Source organism: Bacillus sp. sid0103, from assembly GCF_019219025.1.
On record NZ_JAHUWN010000030.1, the window covers coordinates 17,862 to 34,657 of the forward strand.

Genomic DNA, 16,796 nt, shown 5'->3' on the forward strand with positions numbered 1-16,796 from the left:
ATTTGAAAATGAAAGCTGTTGTATTAGAAAAGCCCTGTACAGCAAGTGAATTGGCTGTACAGGAAGTATCAACACCTAAAGTGAGGCCGGGGTGGGTACTGGTAAAAATCAAAGCTTTTGGTATCAATCGATCGGAGATTTTTACTAGACAAGGTGATTCACCATCTGTAAAACTTCCTCGAATCATTGGAATCGAATGTGCAGGAGAAATTGAAGATCCATCAGATAGTTCATTTCAAAAAGGTCAAAGGGTTGTATCACTGATGGGTGGTCTTGGGCGTGAGTTTGATGGGAGTTATGCGGAATATGCGCTAATTCCATCCTCACAGGTTTATCCGATTGACAATGATATGGACTGGGTGGAATTAGCAGCTATCCCTGAAATGTATTACACAGCATATGCCTCTCTTTTTGATCCGCTTCAGCTTAAAAAGGGAGAAACTCTGCTGATCCGTGGAGGCAGCAGCTCTGTTGGACTAGCTGCATTGCAACTTGCTAAAAGTGTCGGTGCTACTGTCATTTCGACTACTCGAAACACAAACAAGTTGGAATTTTTAAAAGAATATGGTGCGGATTTTGTGTTACTTGATGATGGAAGTTTATCAGAACAACTTTTCTCCCTTTTTCCAAATGGCGTGAACAAAGTCTTAGAACTAGTAGGTACGGTCACGTTGAAACATTCGCTGAAGTTACTTTCTGAGCACGGAATCTTGTGCATGACCGGAATATTAGGCGGGGAATGGGTGTTGGAAAACTTTGAACCTATGATGGATATTCCTTCTGGTACGTATTTTACCCAGTTTGATAGCGGTGTAAATTTTAAAGAGAAATTGCTAGTTGAACTATTCAACCATATTGAACAACATAAAATTAATGTTCCAATTGCAAATGTTTTCCCACTTGCTGAAATCGATAAGGCACATCTCTTGATGGAAAGCAATGCGGCTAATGGAAAAATTGTTGTAGTTAATTGAAAATGTATTTGCCTTTGAGTATTGCTATGATTAGAAAAATATAAATAGGAGGATTAATTATGGAAATAACACAAAAATCCATGACAGATGAGCAACGTAAGTCTGTTGCGCTTGAATACTTTAAACTAGCTGACCAGGGCAATCCTGCTTTTCTTGAATTATTTGCCGAGGATGCCCAACTTTATTTCCCAAAGATGGGAATTGCAAATGGAATTGAAGACATCAAAAAACTAGTTTTTGATGGTCCAAGCTTTAAATCCATCACCCACGACTACGCTTATTTTAACTATATAATTCAAGGCGACACGGTTGTCGTTGAGGGTACAAGTTCTGGTGTTACTTCCAATGGAAAAGAGTGGCGTGCCGGTGTCACCCATGCAGGACGCTTTTGTAATGTGTTTGAAATACGGGATTACAAGATACATCGACTTTTCATTTATTTAGACCCAGACTATGAAAAATAACGATTATTTACTACAGTACTATCGGAACAAACTATCAATTAGCTCAGTGGGGTACTGATGCAGGGAAACAAGCAGGTGTTGAAGTGAAACTCTTCAAGGTACAAGAACTTTCACCACAATCCGTCATTGAACGAAAACCCCGCTTGGAAAAAACATATCGAAAGTAGCTATTCCAACAATATTAATCATAAATTCTGTGTTAATCATTTTAGGATTTAAATTGGCTCGCCATTTAAAATTTGCTTCAAAAACAATGGTATGTATCGCAATTATTCTCTTAACGGTTATTATTACGATAGTCCTATACCCACAAGCCATAAACAATGGTTGGATTGAAAAACTACCAGAGGCAAATGATCGCAAAGAATTACCAAATAATTAAAAATTAATTTCAAAATATAAACATCACCTTCCCACTACCGGGAAGGCTTTTTTGTTTCAATGAGGCAAACTAAGAGAAATCGAATAAGGGAGGTTCATTATGAAAAAGTATCTTTCGATATTGAACGCATGTTTATTTCTCTTATCCTGTTCGCCAGTTAAAGCTAAAACAAGTGCTGAAGAACTTTAACGATTCAATAACGCCTGGGTAACTCCAGCTACCACGTTTGTTTCAATACGTTCTTTCTAACCCATTTTAGCTAAATCCTGAGGGAGGTCCCAACTATGATAAGGATTTTACTAATGATACTTTTTATGTCGATGCTTCATCCAATACCTACTTTTGCGGCAAATGAAAAGGATGTAAAAGCTGCATTTATTAGAGACGGGAATTTTTGGACGTTTATCAACAACGAAGAAAAGCAAATTACAAAAACCGGGAAAGTATTCGGTCAACCGAAATGGTCCAAGGACGGACAATGGCTTTTGTATCAAAATGAAGCTCCGGCAGAACGTAAGGATAAAGAATTTCAGCATGAAACCTGGGCCTATCATATTCTAACAGGAGAAAAAAAGAAAATATTTTATGATGCCCAAGGCCCATCATGGTCGCCAAAGAAAAATGTTATAGCCTTTAATCAAGAAGGTACATTAGACATATCTGATTTCACACGGTTCTATAATATTTCAAACGGCGTTAATAGTTATACATGGCTACCAGATGGCAGCGGTTTTTTGCTTGCATCCGCTGGCACTCTTCGACCGGACGGTTGGACAAGTGCCATTCTTTTTACCAAAAAAGTTGGAGACAATTATAAAGAAGTTGTATTATTCGGCGGTGTTGATCATTTTTTCACCCTTCCAAATGAAATTGGTACAAATAAGGATAACAAAATCCTTGCAGTTTATGCGGACGATTTTAACTATTCACCGAGTAAAAAATGGATTTCATTCATCGTCTCACCCACCGCTTCCTGGTCAATGGATAGTAACATGCTATGTGTCATATCAAGTGATAGTAAGAACTTTAAAGTTTTAGATGAAATTATTCTACATGTTGGCAAACCAAAATGGGCGCCATCCAACGATACCATTGCATATATTTCAGGCGGTGGAAGAATTGTTTTTGGGTTTAAGAATAAGGATTTAAAAATAGAGGTAATGCCTGCATCCACAAAATATACACCAGAGAACTACATCGATCTTGATTTTGATTGGATATCTGACAACACAATTGTTACGTCAAGAAGCAAGGAAGCAGAATGGTCAAATGATTTTAGCAAACATCCGTTACCTTCCCTTTATTTCATCGATATTAAGGAAAATAAACAACAAAAAATAACAGAACCACCTAAAGGATATGGTGATTATGACCCTTTTTACGTTAAGTCGATTGATAAGATTGTTTGGATTAGAAAAACCTCGATTACAGATAACAACAAAAACCTTTGGAAGGCAAATACTAATGGGACGGACGCAAAACTATGGATAAAAAACGTGGATACGATTGAATTTTATGAAAGCGGTGTTTAAAATGAACCGCCTATTTTCAAAAATTGAACTTTATAAAGCCGAAAAACAACAAGGCAAAGAACGTATATTGCTTATATCTGAATGAGTGAGGACTATTGTGAAGTCCTATGCTTAATACGGAATATAGCGAAAGTGAACAACAAAAGACAGGATTAGATTGCAATAAAGTCGGGGTGAAAATCCCGACTTATTTTTGTTCTTTTCAAAGGGTTATGGAACTTTATGTTAAAATTTACGGTTTTATTTCCTTAAGAAAATGAATAAAGCCTGTTATTTTCCGCTAATTACCTGAGTATTTATCACACACCTGCATTAGGGGACACGTCATATGATACATTAGCGTTTGAATTCAAAGTGATTCAATCACTACTACCATATAGAACAGTATTATTGGGGGAATGCTTTTTTTCAAAAAAGGAACTTCAGGAGGGACATTTTGAAGACATTATTATTGGAGAACATTTTAACTGCCATGAACATTCAGCCTAATGAAAAGCAAAAAGGGATACGGATTAAGAAAGTCACTAATGACAGATTTGAAATTAGGAGTCATACGTTATTTTTTCGTTTGAACAATAAAGAAGTGCCTATTGAATCTATAAAGAATTACAAGAATGTATTCATCGTTACAGATACACCATTTTCTAATATGGAAAGATTAAATCCCAAGCAAATCATTATGGTAAAGGATCTCAAAGACAGTTTCTTTAAATTTACTTCGTACTACAGGCATCTGTTTAACATTCCTGTAGTCGCCATTACTGGTACATGTGGGAAGTCTACAACGAAAGAAATGATAAAACACATTTTGGAAGAAACACACAATGTGCAGGCAACCATATCCAGCAAAAATGCCGATTATTACAACCTTCCTTATTTAATGGGAATTAATGAAGATACGGATGTGGCAGTGTTTGAAACAGCCGTATCTAAAAAAAGGGATATGACGGAGTCCTGTAAGTATTTTTACCCGACGATTGGGATTATGACAATGATTGATGTGGATCATACGGATAAAATTCGATCATTTGATGATTATCTAGCAGAGAAGGCAAAAATAATGCAAGGTATGAACAATGAGGGAATTCTCATCCTAAATTCGGACGACCGATATCTCTCCTCCATCGATACTTCAAAATTTAAAGGAGAGATTATAACATTCGGAAAAAACAAGGATGCTATTTTTAGGATTAAGAAGTATCAATATCATACATCCGGCATGACTTTTTGGATGGAATATAAGCAAAGGGAATATAAAGGATATATATCGGGTCTTGGTGGTCATAATGTATATAATGCAGCCGCTTCATTAGCAGCCGCTGTAATCTTAGGAGTGGATATTCACTATGCTTTAAAGAGATTATCTTCCTTTCATCACATGAGATCGCATTTTCAATTAATGGAAGGACGAAATCATATTACGTTGGTCGATGATACTTGGAAGTCAAATCCTGCTTCCTTAAGAAAAGGTTTAGAAACATTAAGCAGGATAGCATTGCCATCCCAAAGAAAGATTGCTGTTCTGGGAAGAATGGCAGCACTGGGAAAATATGCAGATGAAGAATACGAAAAGGCAGGACAGCTACTCGGTTATACAGGGGTCGATATTCTCATCACCAAAGGGTTTATTGCAAAAGATTTTCAAAAGCCAGCTATAGAGGCAGGAGTGAATCCGCAAAATGTTTATCATTTTTCAGATGCAGATGAAATGAAGAGGTTTTTTGATTCATTTTTAATCCCAAATGACATTGTTTATTTCAAAACGGGCGGGGAAGACTCAGACTTCGATGATGTCATCGACTATTTAAGAAGTTAAGATGGTAGAAACTTTTCTCATTAAAAGGCAGCTTGCCATTAATGAATTGCAACCCAATTGTTCACAATTGGAGGTGTAGTTCATGAGCGGCAAGCTGCCTTTTTTTAGGGATTTAAATGTGGAAAGAAAAAAATAGGACGCCATGACAGCGACCTTAATGTTTGGGGGGCACTATATAGACACTATGATTATTACAAAATGCCGGAAATGAATTGTTGAGGGTATTTAGTGTGTTATATGATTTCCCATCTAATATTTATGTGTATCAGCTAGATATTTAGCATACAAAATTGTATTTTTGGCTACATCTAATTCAAGATGATAGATATTAGGCGGACCTGGTCTCCAATTCACTTCAAAAAGCCATAGTTTTTGGTTTGCATCAATTCCGACATCAATTCCTAATTCATCCAATTCATTGTCATATAAAGAATCAAAATGATTGGAAAAACTTATCGCAAACTGTTCAAGATATCTTTTAATATCATACCAGGAATCACCAAATTCTGTTTTTAAAAAAATATCCTGGTAAGTACTATAACCACCACTCCCCATATTAGATGTAATGGTCCCTAAACGCCCTATCCTTGGATATATAGAAGTAATAACCCATTTTCCTTCTCCATTTTTTTGTACATGCAACCTGAAATCAAAAACATGACCCGATTTTGTTTGACTTGTAATAAACTGTTGAACTACGTAATCTTGTTCTTTTATTTTATGAGATAACCAGTTTAGCATTTCTTTTTCATTAATAGATGATTCTAATCCTGCATCATTCATTTTGTAATGATTTGATCCATCATTTTCAATAAAAACAACGCCTCCACCTTGATGCCCAGATAATGGTTTAATAATAACTTTTTTAAACCGTTTAATCATGTCAAAAAAAATCTGAACGTCCGTTAATTCATAAAAAGGAATAAGGTAATGTTTATATTTAGTTGCTTTACTAATTCTGTTATATACTGTTAATTTGTCCCCAATAGAATGACTTGTAAACGGAATCCTATCAAACAAATAATCAAAGATTTGTTTCGTTTTCTCACCTGCAAGATAACTTGCATTATAAATGACATCAGGGAAAGGAAATTCCTTTTCAATCCATTTTCCATTTTCATAGGCTTTACCTAAAATTTTTTGCTGTTTTATATTCACCTTCCCTAGGGTAAAGTAAAAAAAGGTTACACCTTCTGCTTTTGCTACAGCGGCATAAGCATATGCTTTCTTTACATTAATTGGATCTCTACGATGATGAAGCATGCCAATTAGCGTCATTTTACTTCTTTTCCACCTCTCCAAATTCTTTTCCTAATAAAAAGAATAGAATTTTTGTTCAATCATTAACTTGTCACTCGGAATTTTTAAATTGGGTCAATGTAGAAATGTATATTGCTGGCTGCTTGCATGGCAAATCTTTTCGCTTCTACTTTAAAATATGAGGATGCCAAAATGTATCCGCAACGATCTCCCATTGATATAGGCGGACGTACTACCTGTCCATGTCGGGGTTTTATAAACACCTCTTCTACACCGGGATATTGAGAGCTGAGTTCTTTCCCCGTTACCTTATTTAATTTTCCTCTAGAATCAACTGTTAAATAATGTGCATAAACATACTTTCTGTGTTTTTTAGTAAGGCGAGGCTTATTTCCTAACATTAATTGAATGGTTTCCTCTACTAAATTAATTCCATATCCGACTTCAATGATTCGATTCATCGCTCCACCTGAGATTCTTGGGTTAATTTCAATTAATTTCCATACCCCATTTATTAAACGCATTTCCAGGTGACAGGCACCATTTTTCATTTGAAAAGCCTTTAAGATGGAACTTACTGCTTCAAGGATACGATCGTACATTCTTTGATTTACATATGGTAGTAAACAATATCCGGTTACGATAAATCGTTGAAAAAGAGTAATCTGTTGTTCGATGATCGCGACAATATGAACTTTTCCATTGTGCACTAAAACTTCAATTAAATATTGGGGTCCTTCTAGATACTCCTCTAGTAAAATCTGTTCATTTTTTTTTAGTAATTCTTGTATTACCAGCTTCAACTGGTTTTCATTATTTGCCAACATAACATCTTTTGAGCCGGCAGATGTGGGAGACTTTACAATAAGAGGTAAATAGTTCTTGGCTTGATCAATAAAATTCTCCAAGGTAAAATCATCCGGATTATAAAGGGCAAAATGGGGAGAATTTGGGTGTCCTTTGAGAAGCTCACGAGTTAAAACTTTATTTTCCATTTTTAAAATTGCATCAGTAGAGACTACACTTGTACAAAATTCTTCTGATAAGACTGCTGCTAGATGAACGTAAGAATGTACAAAACTCAAAATGCCTTTTATTTGTTTCCCTTGTTTTTGCAGTTGGTTAAGGTTATTTTTTATTTCATCATAATTGGATAATTCCACTAACATCATTTGATGGACTTCGGGAAATTCTGTTCTTTGCTGAATGAATTTTTGTCTATTGGTGAATAACACCGTAAAATAGCCGAGTCTTTCCGCAGCTTTTATTGCTTCTCTACTGGATCCGGATTTGTTCGTTTCAATAAATACAATGGTTCGCATAAGCTTCTTCATCCTATCTTTGAAGGTTTTTTAATGAAGGATGTAGCTTTACCAGTTTTATTTTGAATGAACTGATAAGTACATTTTATTATATTGTCATAGGACAAGAGTGGTATGGACAATCGTCATCATTCTTAAGACAATTACATTATAGAATTTGTAAAAATGAAAAGAGTGACTTTTTCTTATTAAACCTGCTTATTTAATTAGATATTGGGTGCATAAAATTCAAGCAGATAGGTGGAAAAAATCATTTGATTTCTCCAAAATAGAATTGCTTTAGTTTGAAAGAAGGAATAAAATTTATGCTTGTTATGGGGAATCATACAAATAAAAACTGCAATTTGAATGGAAAAATTACGCCCAGGATGCCTTTGAATTTGAGGTATTAGAAATATAGAAGGGAACTTTAGATGAATACAACATTAGAAATGCTGATCCATTTATTTGAACGGGCTGCCTTGCTTTTGATTTGCCTGTTCTTTATGATTCGGATCCCAAGATTTAAGGAGTCACTTCAAAAAGACCAGCATTCTCCTACAGAGCGTGTGGTCATTACACTTGTGTTTTGCTTATTTGCCATATTTGGTACGTATTCGGGAATAAATGTGGAAGGGTCACTTGTCAATGTCAGGATTATCGCTGTCGTTTCGGGTGGAATCTTATTTGGACCCTGGGTAGGCATCATTACTGGGATTGTTTCTGGAGTCCATCGATATGTAATTGATATTGGTGGACCCACTTCGATCCCATGTCTCATTACGAGCATTTTAGCAGGGATTGTTTCAGGGTATATTAACCGAAGAGTAAAGAGGTCCATGCGTTGGATTTATGGGATCGCAGCTGGAATGTTGACTGAAATGTTGACTATGGTGCTAATTCTTCTGATGGCCAATCCATTTGAACTAGGTTTGGACATTGTCTCTAAAATTGCCTTTCCTATGATTGCAGGAGAGGTGAACATTGGCTTAATTGTTTTGCTTGTGATGAGTGTTGAAGGTGAAAAAGAATTGATTGCAGCGAGACAGGCAAAGTTAGCATTGGATATCGCCAATAAGACACTGCCATACTTTCGGTCTGTTAACTCGGATTCCCTGAGGAAGATTTGCGGTATTATCAAAAATGATATAAAGGCCGACGCAGTTGCCATTACAGATACCCATAATGTCCTCGCTTATGTAGGATTTGGAGAAGAACGATATGTCATCAGGCATGAAATCATTAGTGATTTGACAAAAGAAGCGATTCATAGTGGGAAATTCGTTATTCGGAATCAAGTGGCGGATCACCATACACCGCAAATTCACTCTCTTCTGATTGTTCCCTTTGAGGAGCATGGAGAGGTGACAGGAACTCTTAAAATCTACTACCGCAAAGCCTATAAAATGACCTATTCACTGCAGACTATGGCGATCGGACTATCGCAAATTATCTCCACACTTATGGAGGTTTCCCGTATTGAACAGATTAGGGAAGCGGCAAACAAGGCGGAGTTGAAGGCACTTCAAACTAAGATTAATCCGCACTTTTTATTTAATGCACTAAATGCAATTGCCTCCACTACACGCAGAAATCCGGACAAGGCACGGGAGTTGATCATCAATCTTTCTGGCTATATGCGTTACAATTTAGAAATAAGTGATGAATTGATTGATATTCATAAAGAATTAGAACAAGTCCGTGATTATGTGGAGATCGAGAAGGCGCGTTTCGGCAGCCGATTAACGGTGGAATACGATATTGACGATATAAATGTCAACATACCGAGCCTGCTCATCCAGCCTTTAGTCGAAAATGCCATTATCCATGGGATCTTAACGATAAAAGGCCCAGGAGTGGTGACCATTTCGGTTAAGGATTTGGGGAAAAAAATAAGAATTAGTGTCAAGGATACAGGGGCAGGAATTAGTGAGGATGTCATTCATCGGTTGCTCCAAGATGATGTACCCGCCAACAAAATCGGCTTGTATAATGTTCACCAGCGAGTGAAACTCATCTTTGGACATGGACTGGTCATTCACCGGCTATCACCTGGAACAGAAGTTTTTTTTGATATGGTAAAGGAGAACCCATGAGAGCGATTATTGTAGAAGATGAAATACCAGCTCGAGAAGAACTGGAGTATTTAGTGGAAGCCTATAGTGAAATTGAAGTAACTCATTTCTTTGATGATGGATTAGATGTTCTAAAATTTTTGCAGGAGAAGGATACAGATGTGATCTTTTTGGATATAAATATTCCTTCCCTTGATGGGATGCTGTTGGCGAGCACCATTAGTAAATTTACAAAAAGGCCTTATATTGTTTTTACCACAGCCTACAAAGAGCATGCAGCACAAGCCTTTGAGCTTGAAGCCTTTGATTATATCTTAAAGCCTTATGACGAGAAGCGGATTGCCGCGATGTTAAGCAGGCTGGAATCTGCCTTTAAACGAGATTACGCTGAAACAACGCTCCCAGATAGAAAACTCGAATCTCATCTGAATGCTCAAGAACAGCTAAGTGAAATCCCTTCGAAGGCTGCTGGTCGGATCAATTTGAAAAAGAATGATAAAATAATCGTCACAGATGTGAATGATATCTATTTCGCGATGGCAAGTGAAAAAGTTACATTGGTGTATACCCAGAAGGAGGAGTATACCATGCCGATGAGCATAACGGAGTTTGATTCCCTGCTGCCAGAAAACCATTTCTTTCGCTGTCACCGGTCTTATACGGTTAACGTGACCAAAATCCGTGAAATTGTTCCATGGTTTAATCAAACCTTTATGCTCCGTCTGAAAGATCTCACAGAGGAAATTCCAGTCAGCAGAAGCAGAGTGAAAGCGTTTCGACAAATTATGCACCTATAACCTCCGTTCATTCCGAATAATAGGCATCTCATTCCGAAAACGGTTTCTTTCTTTTTTTCGATGCTATGATGATGTAAACAAGATCAAATATTGATTCTTATGTTAAACATTATCATTTTTATAGGGAAGAAAAGAGGAGATCGCAATGAAATCAAATACAGATCGTCGATGGCTGATTGTGTTAGGAACGATTATTGTACAGATGGGATTAGGTACCATCTATACGTGGAGTCTTTTTAACCAGCCGTTAGTAGAACTCTTTCATTGGAAGTTAAATTCAGTTGCTATTACGTTTTCTATTACAAGCTTCGCCTTGGCATTCTCTACGTTGTTTGCCGGGAAGCTGCAGGATAAATGGGGCCTTCGTCGTTTAATTGGTTGTGCAGGTCTTGTGCTCGGGGCAGGATTAATTCTTAGTTCCCAGGTATCGTCATTGTGGATGCTTTATATTTTAGTAGGGGTTGTAGTTGGGGCAGCAGACGGCACGGCGTACATCACCTCCTTATCTAATCTAATTAAGTGGTTTCCGGAGAGAAAAGGACTTATTTCTGGAATTTCAGTAGGGGCGTACGGTACGGGAAGTTTGTTATTCAAGTTTATTAACGGTTCACTCATCCAATCAGTTGGAGTGTCCCAAGCCTTCTTTTACTGGGGATTAATCGTCCTGATTTTGGTTGTGGGTGGTTCATTCCTTATACGGGAAGCAAAAATGAGTCAGGAGCCGCAAACCCATGGTGGCAGCATCCAAACAGATTTCACTGTTAAAGAAATGCTTAAAACAAAGCAGGCTTATCTATTATTTTTCATTTTCTTCACAGCGTGCATGAGTGGCTTATTCCTGATTGGGATTGTTAAGGATATTGGTGTTAGATTAGTAGGACTTGATCTTGAAGCTGCAAGTAATGCTGTAGCATTAGTTGCCATCTTTAATACAAGCGGACGCATCATTCTCGGGGCATTATCAGATAAAGTGGGCCGGTTAAGAGTGGTATCAGGTGCACTTCTTGTCACAGCAGCATCGGTGACAGTATTAAGCTTTATCCACTTCTTGTCACAGCAGCATCGGTGACAGTATTAAGCTTTATCCAACTTAATTATGTCTTGTTCTTTGCCTGTGTAGCCGGGATTGCCTTCTGTTTTGGCGGTAACATTACGATATTCCCAGCGATTGTAGCTGATTTCTTTGGCTTGAAAAATCAGAGCAAAAACTACGGAATCATTTATCAGGGCTTCGGAATTGGCGCCATTTCTGGATCATTTATTGCTTCTGCCTTAGGTGGTTTCCTACCTACCTTTAAGCTTATTGCAGTATTGAGCATTGTCTCATTACTCATCGCCATGACGATTAAGGCACCAGGCATTGAAAAACCGAAAACGAAGAAAAAAAGGAATCATGGCGAGATTCACAACCTTTCACCAGAGACACGAGCAAGTTAATAGACCACTAAAAAAAGAGGCAGCGAACCAAATTGGTTCGTTGCCTTTTGTCTTAACTGGGATAAAAAAGGTGAAAACTTTCGGACGAGTATCTGTCACATTTATAAACAAGTAGGTTTAATATTATGAGATTCATTGACAATAATTAAACTTTATTTTAATATGTTTGTAAATAAACAAACGAATTTAATTAATGTTTATAAAATATGTATAAGTTAAAAGGAGGTGCCTAATCTATGGAGCTTTCTGAAATATTTTGGAATGCCTCGATTGAAGAACTGAAGAGGGGATATACGGAGGATGCAGATTCCTTTATATGCCTCTTATGTGGTAAGAAATTAGAGAAGGGGATTATTTATCCTCTTGAGGATATTCTTTATGAAGCAGAAAGGTTTATACGTGTTCATATTGAAGTTACCCACCATTCCGTTTTTGAATCTCTAATGGAATTAGATAAAAAATTTACCGGTCTCACTGAACATCAGAATCAGCTTCTTCATTTATTTTTTCAAGGGAAAAACGATACTGAAGTGCAAAAGGAAATGGGCATTGGAAGTACCTCTACCATAAGGCATCATCGGTTTGCTTTAAAAGAGAAAGAGCGCCAAGCTAAGATATTCTTGACGATGATGGAATTATTAAAAGAAAAAGATAAACATGCGCCAGCTTTTGTACCAGTACATAAAACGGCGAAGATGCTTGATGAACGTTACAATATTACCGAAGATGAGCAAACGGAAATTGTGAAGAAGTATTTTCCTGGTGAGTTGGAAGGTCGATTGAAAAAATTTCCACTTAGAGAAAAGGAAAAACTAGTGATCTTACGCAAGATTGTCGAACATGTAAAATGCGAAAGAACGTATGATGAAAAGGAATTAAACCAATTGTTGCTGACCTTCTATGATGATTATGCACTCCTCAGAAGGTATTTAATCGAATATGGATTTTTAGATCGTAAAGCAGACGGCAGTCAATATTGGTTGAAAAAGTAATATAGAAAGTGGGTAAATCAAATGGATCGTAAAAAAGAATTGAAGCAATTATATAAAGAAACACCTGTAGAAGCGGGAATCTATCAGATTAAAAACACCAAAAATCAGAAGAGCTTTATTGCAAGCACGAAGAATTTAAAAACGTTAAACGGAGTTAAATTCATGCTTGATATGAATGGTCATAAAAATAAAGAATTACAAAAAGAGTGGTTAGAATATGGCAAAGATGCTTTTAAAATCGAAGTATTGGAAGTCCTCAAAAAGAAGGAAGTAGAATACTTTAACGAAAAAGAAGAGCTGCGAAAACTTGAAGAGAAGTGGTTTGACGAGATCCAACCATATGGAGAGAATGGATATCATACAAAAAAATAAGTTGGTACACCAGTTTCTCAATGCTTCCCCAGGTACGGCATATATTAATTAATTTATCATGTAAGTACCATTTAGTTACTTGGAATAAATGCCTGAATTTCATTGGATAAAATGGCCATGTCTGATGGATACCAGAAATAGCTGTGTCCATCGAACTGAAAGGAAAACTTATAGGCCACGGGGTCACCTGTGTACAATACCATTTCAAACATATCAGGATCAACTTTTTCCGTATTCGGATGAAAGTTAGGAGATTCTTTACTATTTTTTAATATCTGAAGAAATTTGCTAACTTGATCCGGATTTTTTAATTCTGTCATTCGTTTGGTACCATCTTCAGGATTATGTTGATAAATTTCGATTCGATTGACTTTTTCTAAGGGCATATCTTGAAATTGCCAGTGAAACTTTTCCTCATCTCTTGCGTAGTAAAGGTTATAGCCATTTATGGCCCCAGCGGTTTTAATGGCAAGGAGATTGGGCTCTCCCTTAATCGTATAAATGTTTGTTCCTTTTTCGTGGAAGGCAGCATCGCCATTTTTAATTTTATACTCAAGATCGGAAACATTATCAGCTACCTTAAATTTCACCTCTCCGAGTTTTTTTTCGATGAACTTTTGATCAGCAATAATACCTGTATAAATTCCTTCATACATTTTATCGTCCCACTTAATAAAATCGACCCAATCAATGACAGAACGTTGACCTATTGTTTGGCAGCCTGACAGGATGGTCAAAATTACAATAAACAGAGTGATTGATTTCCTCATATTACCACCTCAAAAATATAGACGAATCCTTTTTCTTTTGGTTTCAATCTACTCTGCATTCATTTTTTTGAGAAGAAAATATGTTTCAAATCGTTGGCAAAATGATTCCTCATACTTTGATAAGATTATGACGTTTTTTGGTAACTAGTTCTTCAAACCCTTATCATATTATTTCCAGAACCCAAATAAGTAATGATCCAGTGAATGAAAAAATTGTTTTTACAAAAAATAATAAAGCAACAGGTCATTAACTAGGAGGTATGGCAATGCCTAAAGTTGAAGTATCTTGTTCGATCGCCAATTGTACGTTTTATGGAGAAGGAAATGTTTGTACTGCGGAAAAAATTATGGTTGAAATAGATAACCATGCACGCTATGATACTGAATTTTCTTCCGAATTGGGTGAAAAGAATCATGTCGATACGGCTGGTACCTCAGCCGAAACCTGTTGTAAAACCTTCAAACCTAAATGAAGTAGAACTTAGTTAATCTGATTTCTCGGTAAAATAGAGTCCGAACAAAAAGCATTCATGGAGCCATCCATGAATGCTTTTTCAAGCGAGATAAGCTGTAAAGTAGCGTCTTTTACAAAAGAATCATCTTAGAAAGATGGTACAATAAAAATTGATGCTATTTTTGATTTGCTGATAAAGCTCGTGACGATATTCTTCACCGCTATAACACCTGTATTACCTTCCATCATAGACATTATCATCCACCTAATTAAATCCACACCAGCCATTACCACTTGCTCACCACATGCACTTCACTCGGCAGCCTGATACGACAGTCATAATTAAAAAAACCAGACTTATTACTTTTCTCATAATTAACTCAAAAATATAGACGAATTCAAATTTTTTTGGATTTGCTTTTTCAAAACACGGATTTTAGAGAAACAAATAAAATATAATAAATGAAAAGAAAATAGGCGGGATAAAATAATGAAAAAACTTTTTATTTTGGTCGTTATCGTCATTGCTGCAATGGGTTTTGCCTGGTATAACCAACATCAAGAAGTGGTCAAAGAAAAACCACCTGTCACAGAACCCAACGGAGAAAATCCATCGGAGCCCAATAAACCAGAGGAGCCCGTTACCCATGAACCAGAAGATCCTGTTACCCATGAACCAGAAAAAAACGTATATCAAAATGAAGTATTTAAGGATGTCGTCGTCAAGGAAACCACTGATACCATCATTATAACCGGGAAAGCCCAAGTCTTTGAAGGGGTGTTTCAATATGCTCTTTATGATGGAGACAAAGTGGTGAAAGAAAGTAATTACCAAACAGCAGGTGCACCTGCTTGGGGAGATTTTGAAATTACGTTTGATAAAGCGTTAGTTTCAAGCAATCCTCTTACATTGCAATTATTTGTTTACTCAGCAAAGGATGGTTCAAAAATAAATACATTAGAAATCCCAATACCAAAGTAAACATATAAGCTGCCATCATGGTGGCTTTTTTTATTTGCAAAAATTTGTTTTTGGAAAAGAAGGAATGACAACCCACTGTCAAGAATAGGAATAGGTGACGATGAATAGAGGTGAACTGGATGTTAACAAAGGAACAATTGTTAGAAATAAAAGCACTTCAGAAGGTTTGCGAAGATGAGGGAGGCTTTCATCTGAAGTTGAATTTTGATATGCTTGAAAATCGCTTAGGAAATAAAAAAGAAGACTTCTTCCATTATGAAGATGGCAAACTAGTCGGTTTTCTTGGTTGCTATGCGTTTGGCGATAAAGTAGAGATTTGCGGGATGGTGCACCCGGATTATCGAAGAAAAGGGATATTCTCAAGCTTAATGGAGATGGGCCTTAGCGAGGTGCAAAAACGATTTTCTAGGATTTTGTTAAACGCTCCAACGGAATCCCAATCAGCCAAGCAGTTTTTGAAGAATATTCCATGTACCTTTGAGGTTGCTGAATATCAAATGAAATGGCAGGAAACAGAATTAATCGAGGATTCCACGGTTACCCTAAGACCGTCTATTTCAGATGAAGATAAGGAAACCGAAATACAACTGGAAGTCTTGGGCTTTGGATTGAATGAAAAGGAAGCGCGGGAGTTTAATCAGCTGATTAGAGATAACAGTAGTGATCACCGCCTCATTATCGAGGCAGGAGGAAGAGCTGCAGGGAAAATGCGCGTTTCCGAATCAAATCGCGAAGCGTGGATTTATGGTTTTACCGTTTTACCTGAACTTCAGGGAAGAGGGATTGGGAGAAAAGCGTTAACAAACGTGGTAGTAATGGAGCATCAAAAAGGGCTGCCTATTTTTCTCGAGGTCGAGGCCAAAAATGCCCATGCCTTAAGACTTTATGAATCATGTGGATTTAGAAGTTACCATTCTCAGGATTACTATCTATATGAAAAGTAATTTCAACTAATTGTTGGAATTCAAAAAAAGATGCCGTGGGAAAGCATCTTTTTTTTATGGAGTTCATTCATTTTTCCACCATTAAAAAACAAAATTCTCTCATGAATACACTAAATTCGCCCATTGAAGCAAAGAATTCGCTCATAAAACTCACAAATTCGCCTATTGTAGGGAAAAGTCGATAAATAAATCATAAATATCAAAAAATTAGAAAGTACTTTTCCACAAAATTTGATTCTCCTTA

General features: G+C 36.7%; 14 protein-coding genes and 1 pseudogene. 12 read left to right on the forward strand and 3 right to left on the reverse strand.

All coding sequences use genetic code 11. The annotated features are described in order from the left end of the window. Positions 1–8: 8 nt before the first annotated feature. The 4 genes from KW850_RS25945 to KW850_RS25960 all read left to right on the forward strand — a co-directional run bounded on the left by KW850_RS25945 (position 9) and on the right by KW850_RS25960 (position 5,168). The gene (locus KW850_RS25945; RefSeq protein WP_218350647.1) at positions 9–974 is read left to right on the forward strand and encodes a zinc-binding alcohol dehydrogenase family protein; all 966 of its coding nucleotides are present in this window, start codon (positions 9–11) and stop codon (positions 972–974) included. A gap of 59 nt (positions 975–1,033) precedes the next feature. Further along, positions 1,034–1,438 (forward strand): nuclear transport factor 2 family protein, encoded by a 405-nt coding sequence (locus KW850_RS25950; protein WP_218350648.1) that lies wholly within the window; start codon positions 1,034–1,036, stop codon positions 1,436–1,438. Positions 1,439–2,104: 666 nt separating this feature from the next. Beyond that, on the forward strand, positions 2,105–3,352 hold the full coding sequence (locus tag KW850_RS25955; protein ID WP_218350649.1) for a TolB family protein: 1,248 nt from the start codon (positions 2,105–2,107) through the stop codon (positions 3,350–3,352). 436 nt (positions 3,353–3,788) lie between these two features. Further along, positions 3,789–5,168 (forward strand): Mur ligase family protein, encoded by a 1,380-nt coding sequence (locus tag KW850_RS25960; RefSeq protein ID WP_218350650.1) that lies wholly within the window; start codon positions 3,789–3,791, stop codon positions 5,166–5,168. Positions 5,169–5,417: 249 nt separating this feature from the next. Here the strand turns inward: KW850_RS25960 and KW850_RS25965 are convergent, their stop codons facing one another. After that, the gene (locus KW850_RS25965; protein WP_218350651.1) at positions 5,418–6,446 is read right to left on the reverse strand and encodes a YheC/YheD family endospore coat-associated protein; all 1,029 of its coding nucleotides are present in this window, start codon (positions 6,444–6,446) and stop codon (positions 5,418–5,420) included. 86 nt (positions 6,447–6,532) lie between these two features. After that, positions 6,533–7,750: an ATP-grasp domain-containing protein gene (locus KW850_RS25970; RefSeq protein WP_218350652.1), complete on the reverse strand. Its 1,218-nt coding sequence runs from the start codon at positions 7,748–7,750 to the stop codon at positions 6,533–6,535. A gap of 413 nt (positions 7,751–8,163) precedes the next feature. On the opposite strand from KW850_RS25970, the gene KW850_RS25975 reads away from it, so the two are divergent. The 5 genes and pseudogenes from KW850_RS25975 to KW850_RS25995 all read left to right on the forward strand — a co-directional run bounded on the left by KW850_RS25975 (position 8,164) and on the right by KW850_RS25995 (position 13,402). Next, positions 8,164–9,825: a sensor histidine kinase gene (locus tag KW850_RS25975; protein WP_218350653.1), complete on the forward strand. Its 1,662-nt coding sequence runs from the start codon at positions 8,164–8,166 to the stop codon at positions 9,823–9,825. Beyond that, on the forward strand, positions 9,822–10,601 hold the full coding sequence (locus tag KW850_RS25980) for a LytR/AlgR family response regulator transcription factor (RefSeq protein ID WP_218350654.1): 780 nt from the start codon (positions 9,822–9,824) through the stop codon (positions 10,599–10,601). The genes KW850_RS25975 and KW850_RS25980 overlap by 4 nt, the downstream gene beginning before the upstream one ends. Before the next feature lie 145 nt (positions 10,602–10,746). Beyond that, a pseudogene (locus tag KW850_RS25985) lies at positions 10,747–12,038 on the forward strand (L-lactate MFS transporter). A gap of 236 nt (positions 12,039–12,274) precedes the next feature. Next, entirely contained in the window at positions 12,275–13,030 is a 756-nt protein-coding gene (locus KW850_RS25990) for a DUF2087 domain-containing protein (RefSeq protein WP_218350655.1), read from the forward strand. Positions 13,031–13,051: 21 nt separating this feature from the next. Then, positions 13,052–13,402: a GIY-YIG nuclease family protein gene (locus KW850_RS25995; protein ID WP_218350656.1), complete on the forward strand. Its 351-nt coding sequence runs from the start codon at positions 13,052–13,054 to the stop codon at positions 13,400–13,402. A 71-nt stretch (positions 13,403–13,473) separates the two neighbouring features. Here KW850_RS25995 and KW850_RS26000 read toward each other — a convergent pair whose 3' ends face one another. Continuing rightward, positions 13,474–14,172: a lipoprotein gene (locus KW850_RS26000; RefSeq protein WP_218350657.1), complete on the reverse strand. Its 699-nt coding sequence runs from the start codon at positions 14,170–14,172 to the stop codon at positions 13,474–13,476. A 266-nt stretch (positions 14,173–14,438) separates the two neighbouring features. Between KW850_RS26000 and KW850_RS26005 the strand changes: the two genes are divergently transcribed. The 3 genes from KW850_RS26005 to KW850_RS26015 all read left to right on the forward strand — a co-directional run bounded on the left by KW850_RS26005 (position 14,439) and on the right by KW850_RS26015 (position 16,552). Then, the gene (locus KW850_RS26005; RefSeq protein WP_218350658.1) at positions 14,439–14,645 is read left to right on the forward strand and encodes a DUF1540 domain-containing protein; all 207 of its coding nucleotides are present in this window, start codon (positions 14,439–14,441) and stop codon (positions 14,643–14,645) included. Between the two features lie 471 nt (positions 14,646–15,116). Next, positions 15,117–15,608, forward strand: a complete 492-nt coding sequence (locus KW850_RS26010) for a Gmad2 immunoglobulin-like domain-containing protein (RefSeq protein ID WP_218350659.1) — start codon at positions 15,117–15,119, stop codon at positions 15,606–15,608. A 119-nt stretch (positions 15,609–15,727) separates the two neighbouring features. Then, complete coding sequence (locus KW850_RS26015; protein ID WP_218350660.1) at positions 15,728–16,552, forward strand: GNAT family N-acetyltransferase; 825 nt, start codon at positions 15,728–15,730, stop codon at positions 16,550–16,552. The last annotated feature ends 244 nt before the right edge of the window (positions 16,553–16,796 follow it).

Excerpts from the sequence above, each read along its gene's own strand:
- KW850_RS25945 (WP_218350647.1), top strand. The coding sequence starts at position 9 with ATGAAAGCTGTTGTATTAGAAAAGCCCTGTACAGCAAGTGAATTGGCT.
- KW850_RS25950 (WP_218350648.1), top strand. The coding sequence starts at position 1,034 with ATGGAAATAACACAAAAATCCATGACAGATGAGCAACGTAAGTCTGTT.
- KW850_RS25955 (WP_218350649.1), top strand. The coding sequence starts at position 2,105 with ATGATAAGGATTTTACTAATGATACTTTTTATGTCGATGCTTCATCCA.
- KW850_RS25965 (WP_218350651.1), bottom strand. The coding sequence starts at position 6,446 with ATGACGCTAATTGGCATGCTTCATCATCGTAGAGATCCAATTAATGTA.
- KW850_RS25970 (WP_218350652.1), bottom strand. The coding sequence starts at position 7,750 with ATGCGAACCATTGTATTTATTGAAACGAACAAATCCGGATCCAGTAGA.
- KW850_RS25975 (WP_218350653.1), top strand. The coding sequence starts at position 8,164 with ATGAATACAACATTAGAAATGCTGATCCATTTATTTGAACGGGCTGCC.
- KW850_RS25980 (WP_218350654.1), top strand. The coding sequence starts at position 9,822 with ATGAGAGCGATTATTGTAGAAGATGAAATACCAGCTCGAGAAGAACTG.
- KW850_RS25990 (WP_218350655.1), top strand. The coding sequence starts at position 12,275 with ATGGAGCTTTCTGAAATATTTTGGAATGCCTCGATTGAAGAACTGAAG.
- KW850_RS25995 (WP_218350656.1), top strand. The coding sequence starts at position 13,052 with ATGGATCGTAAAAAAGAATTGAAGCAATTATATAAAGAAACACCTGTA.
- KW850_RS26000 (WP_218350657.1), bottom strand. The coding sequence starts at position 14,172 with ATGAGGAAATCAATCACTCTGTTTATTGTAATTTTGACCATCCTGTCA.
- KW850_RS26005 (WP_218350658.1), top strand. The coding sequence starts at position 14,439 with ATGCCTAAAGTTGAAGTATCTTGTTCGATCGCCAATTGTACGTTTTAT.
- KW850_RS26010 (WP_218350659.1), top strand. The coding sequence starts at position 15,117 with ATGAAAAAACTTTTTATTTTGGTCGTTATCGTCATTGCTGCAATGGGT.
- KW850_RS26015 (WP_218350660.1), top strand. The coding sequence starts at position 15,728 with ATGTTAACAAAGGAACAATTGTTAGAAATAAAAGCACTTCAGAAGGTT.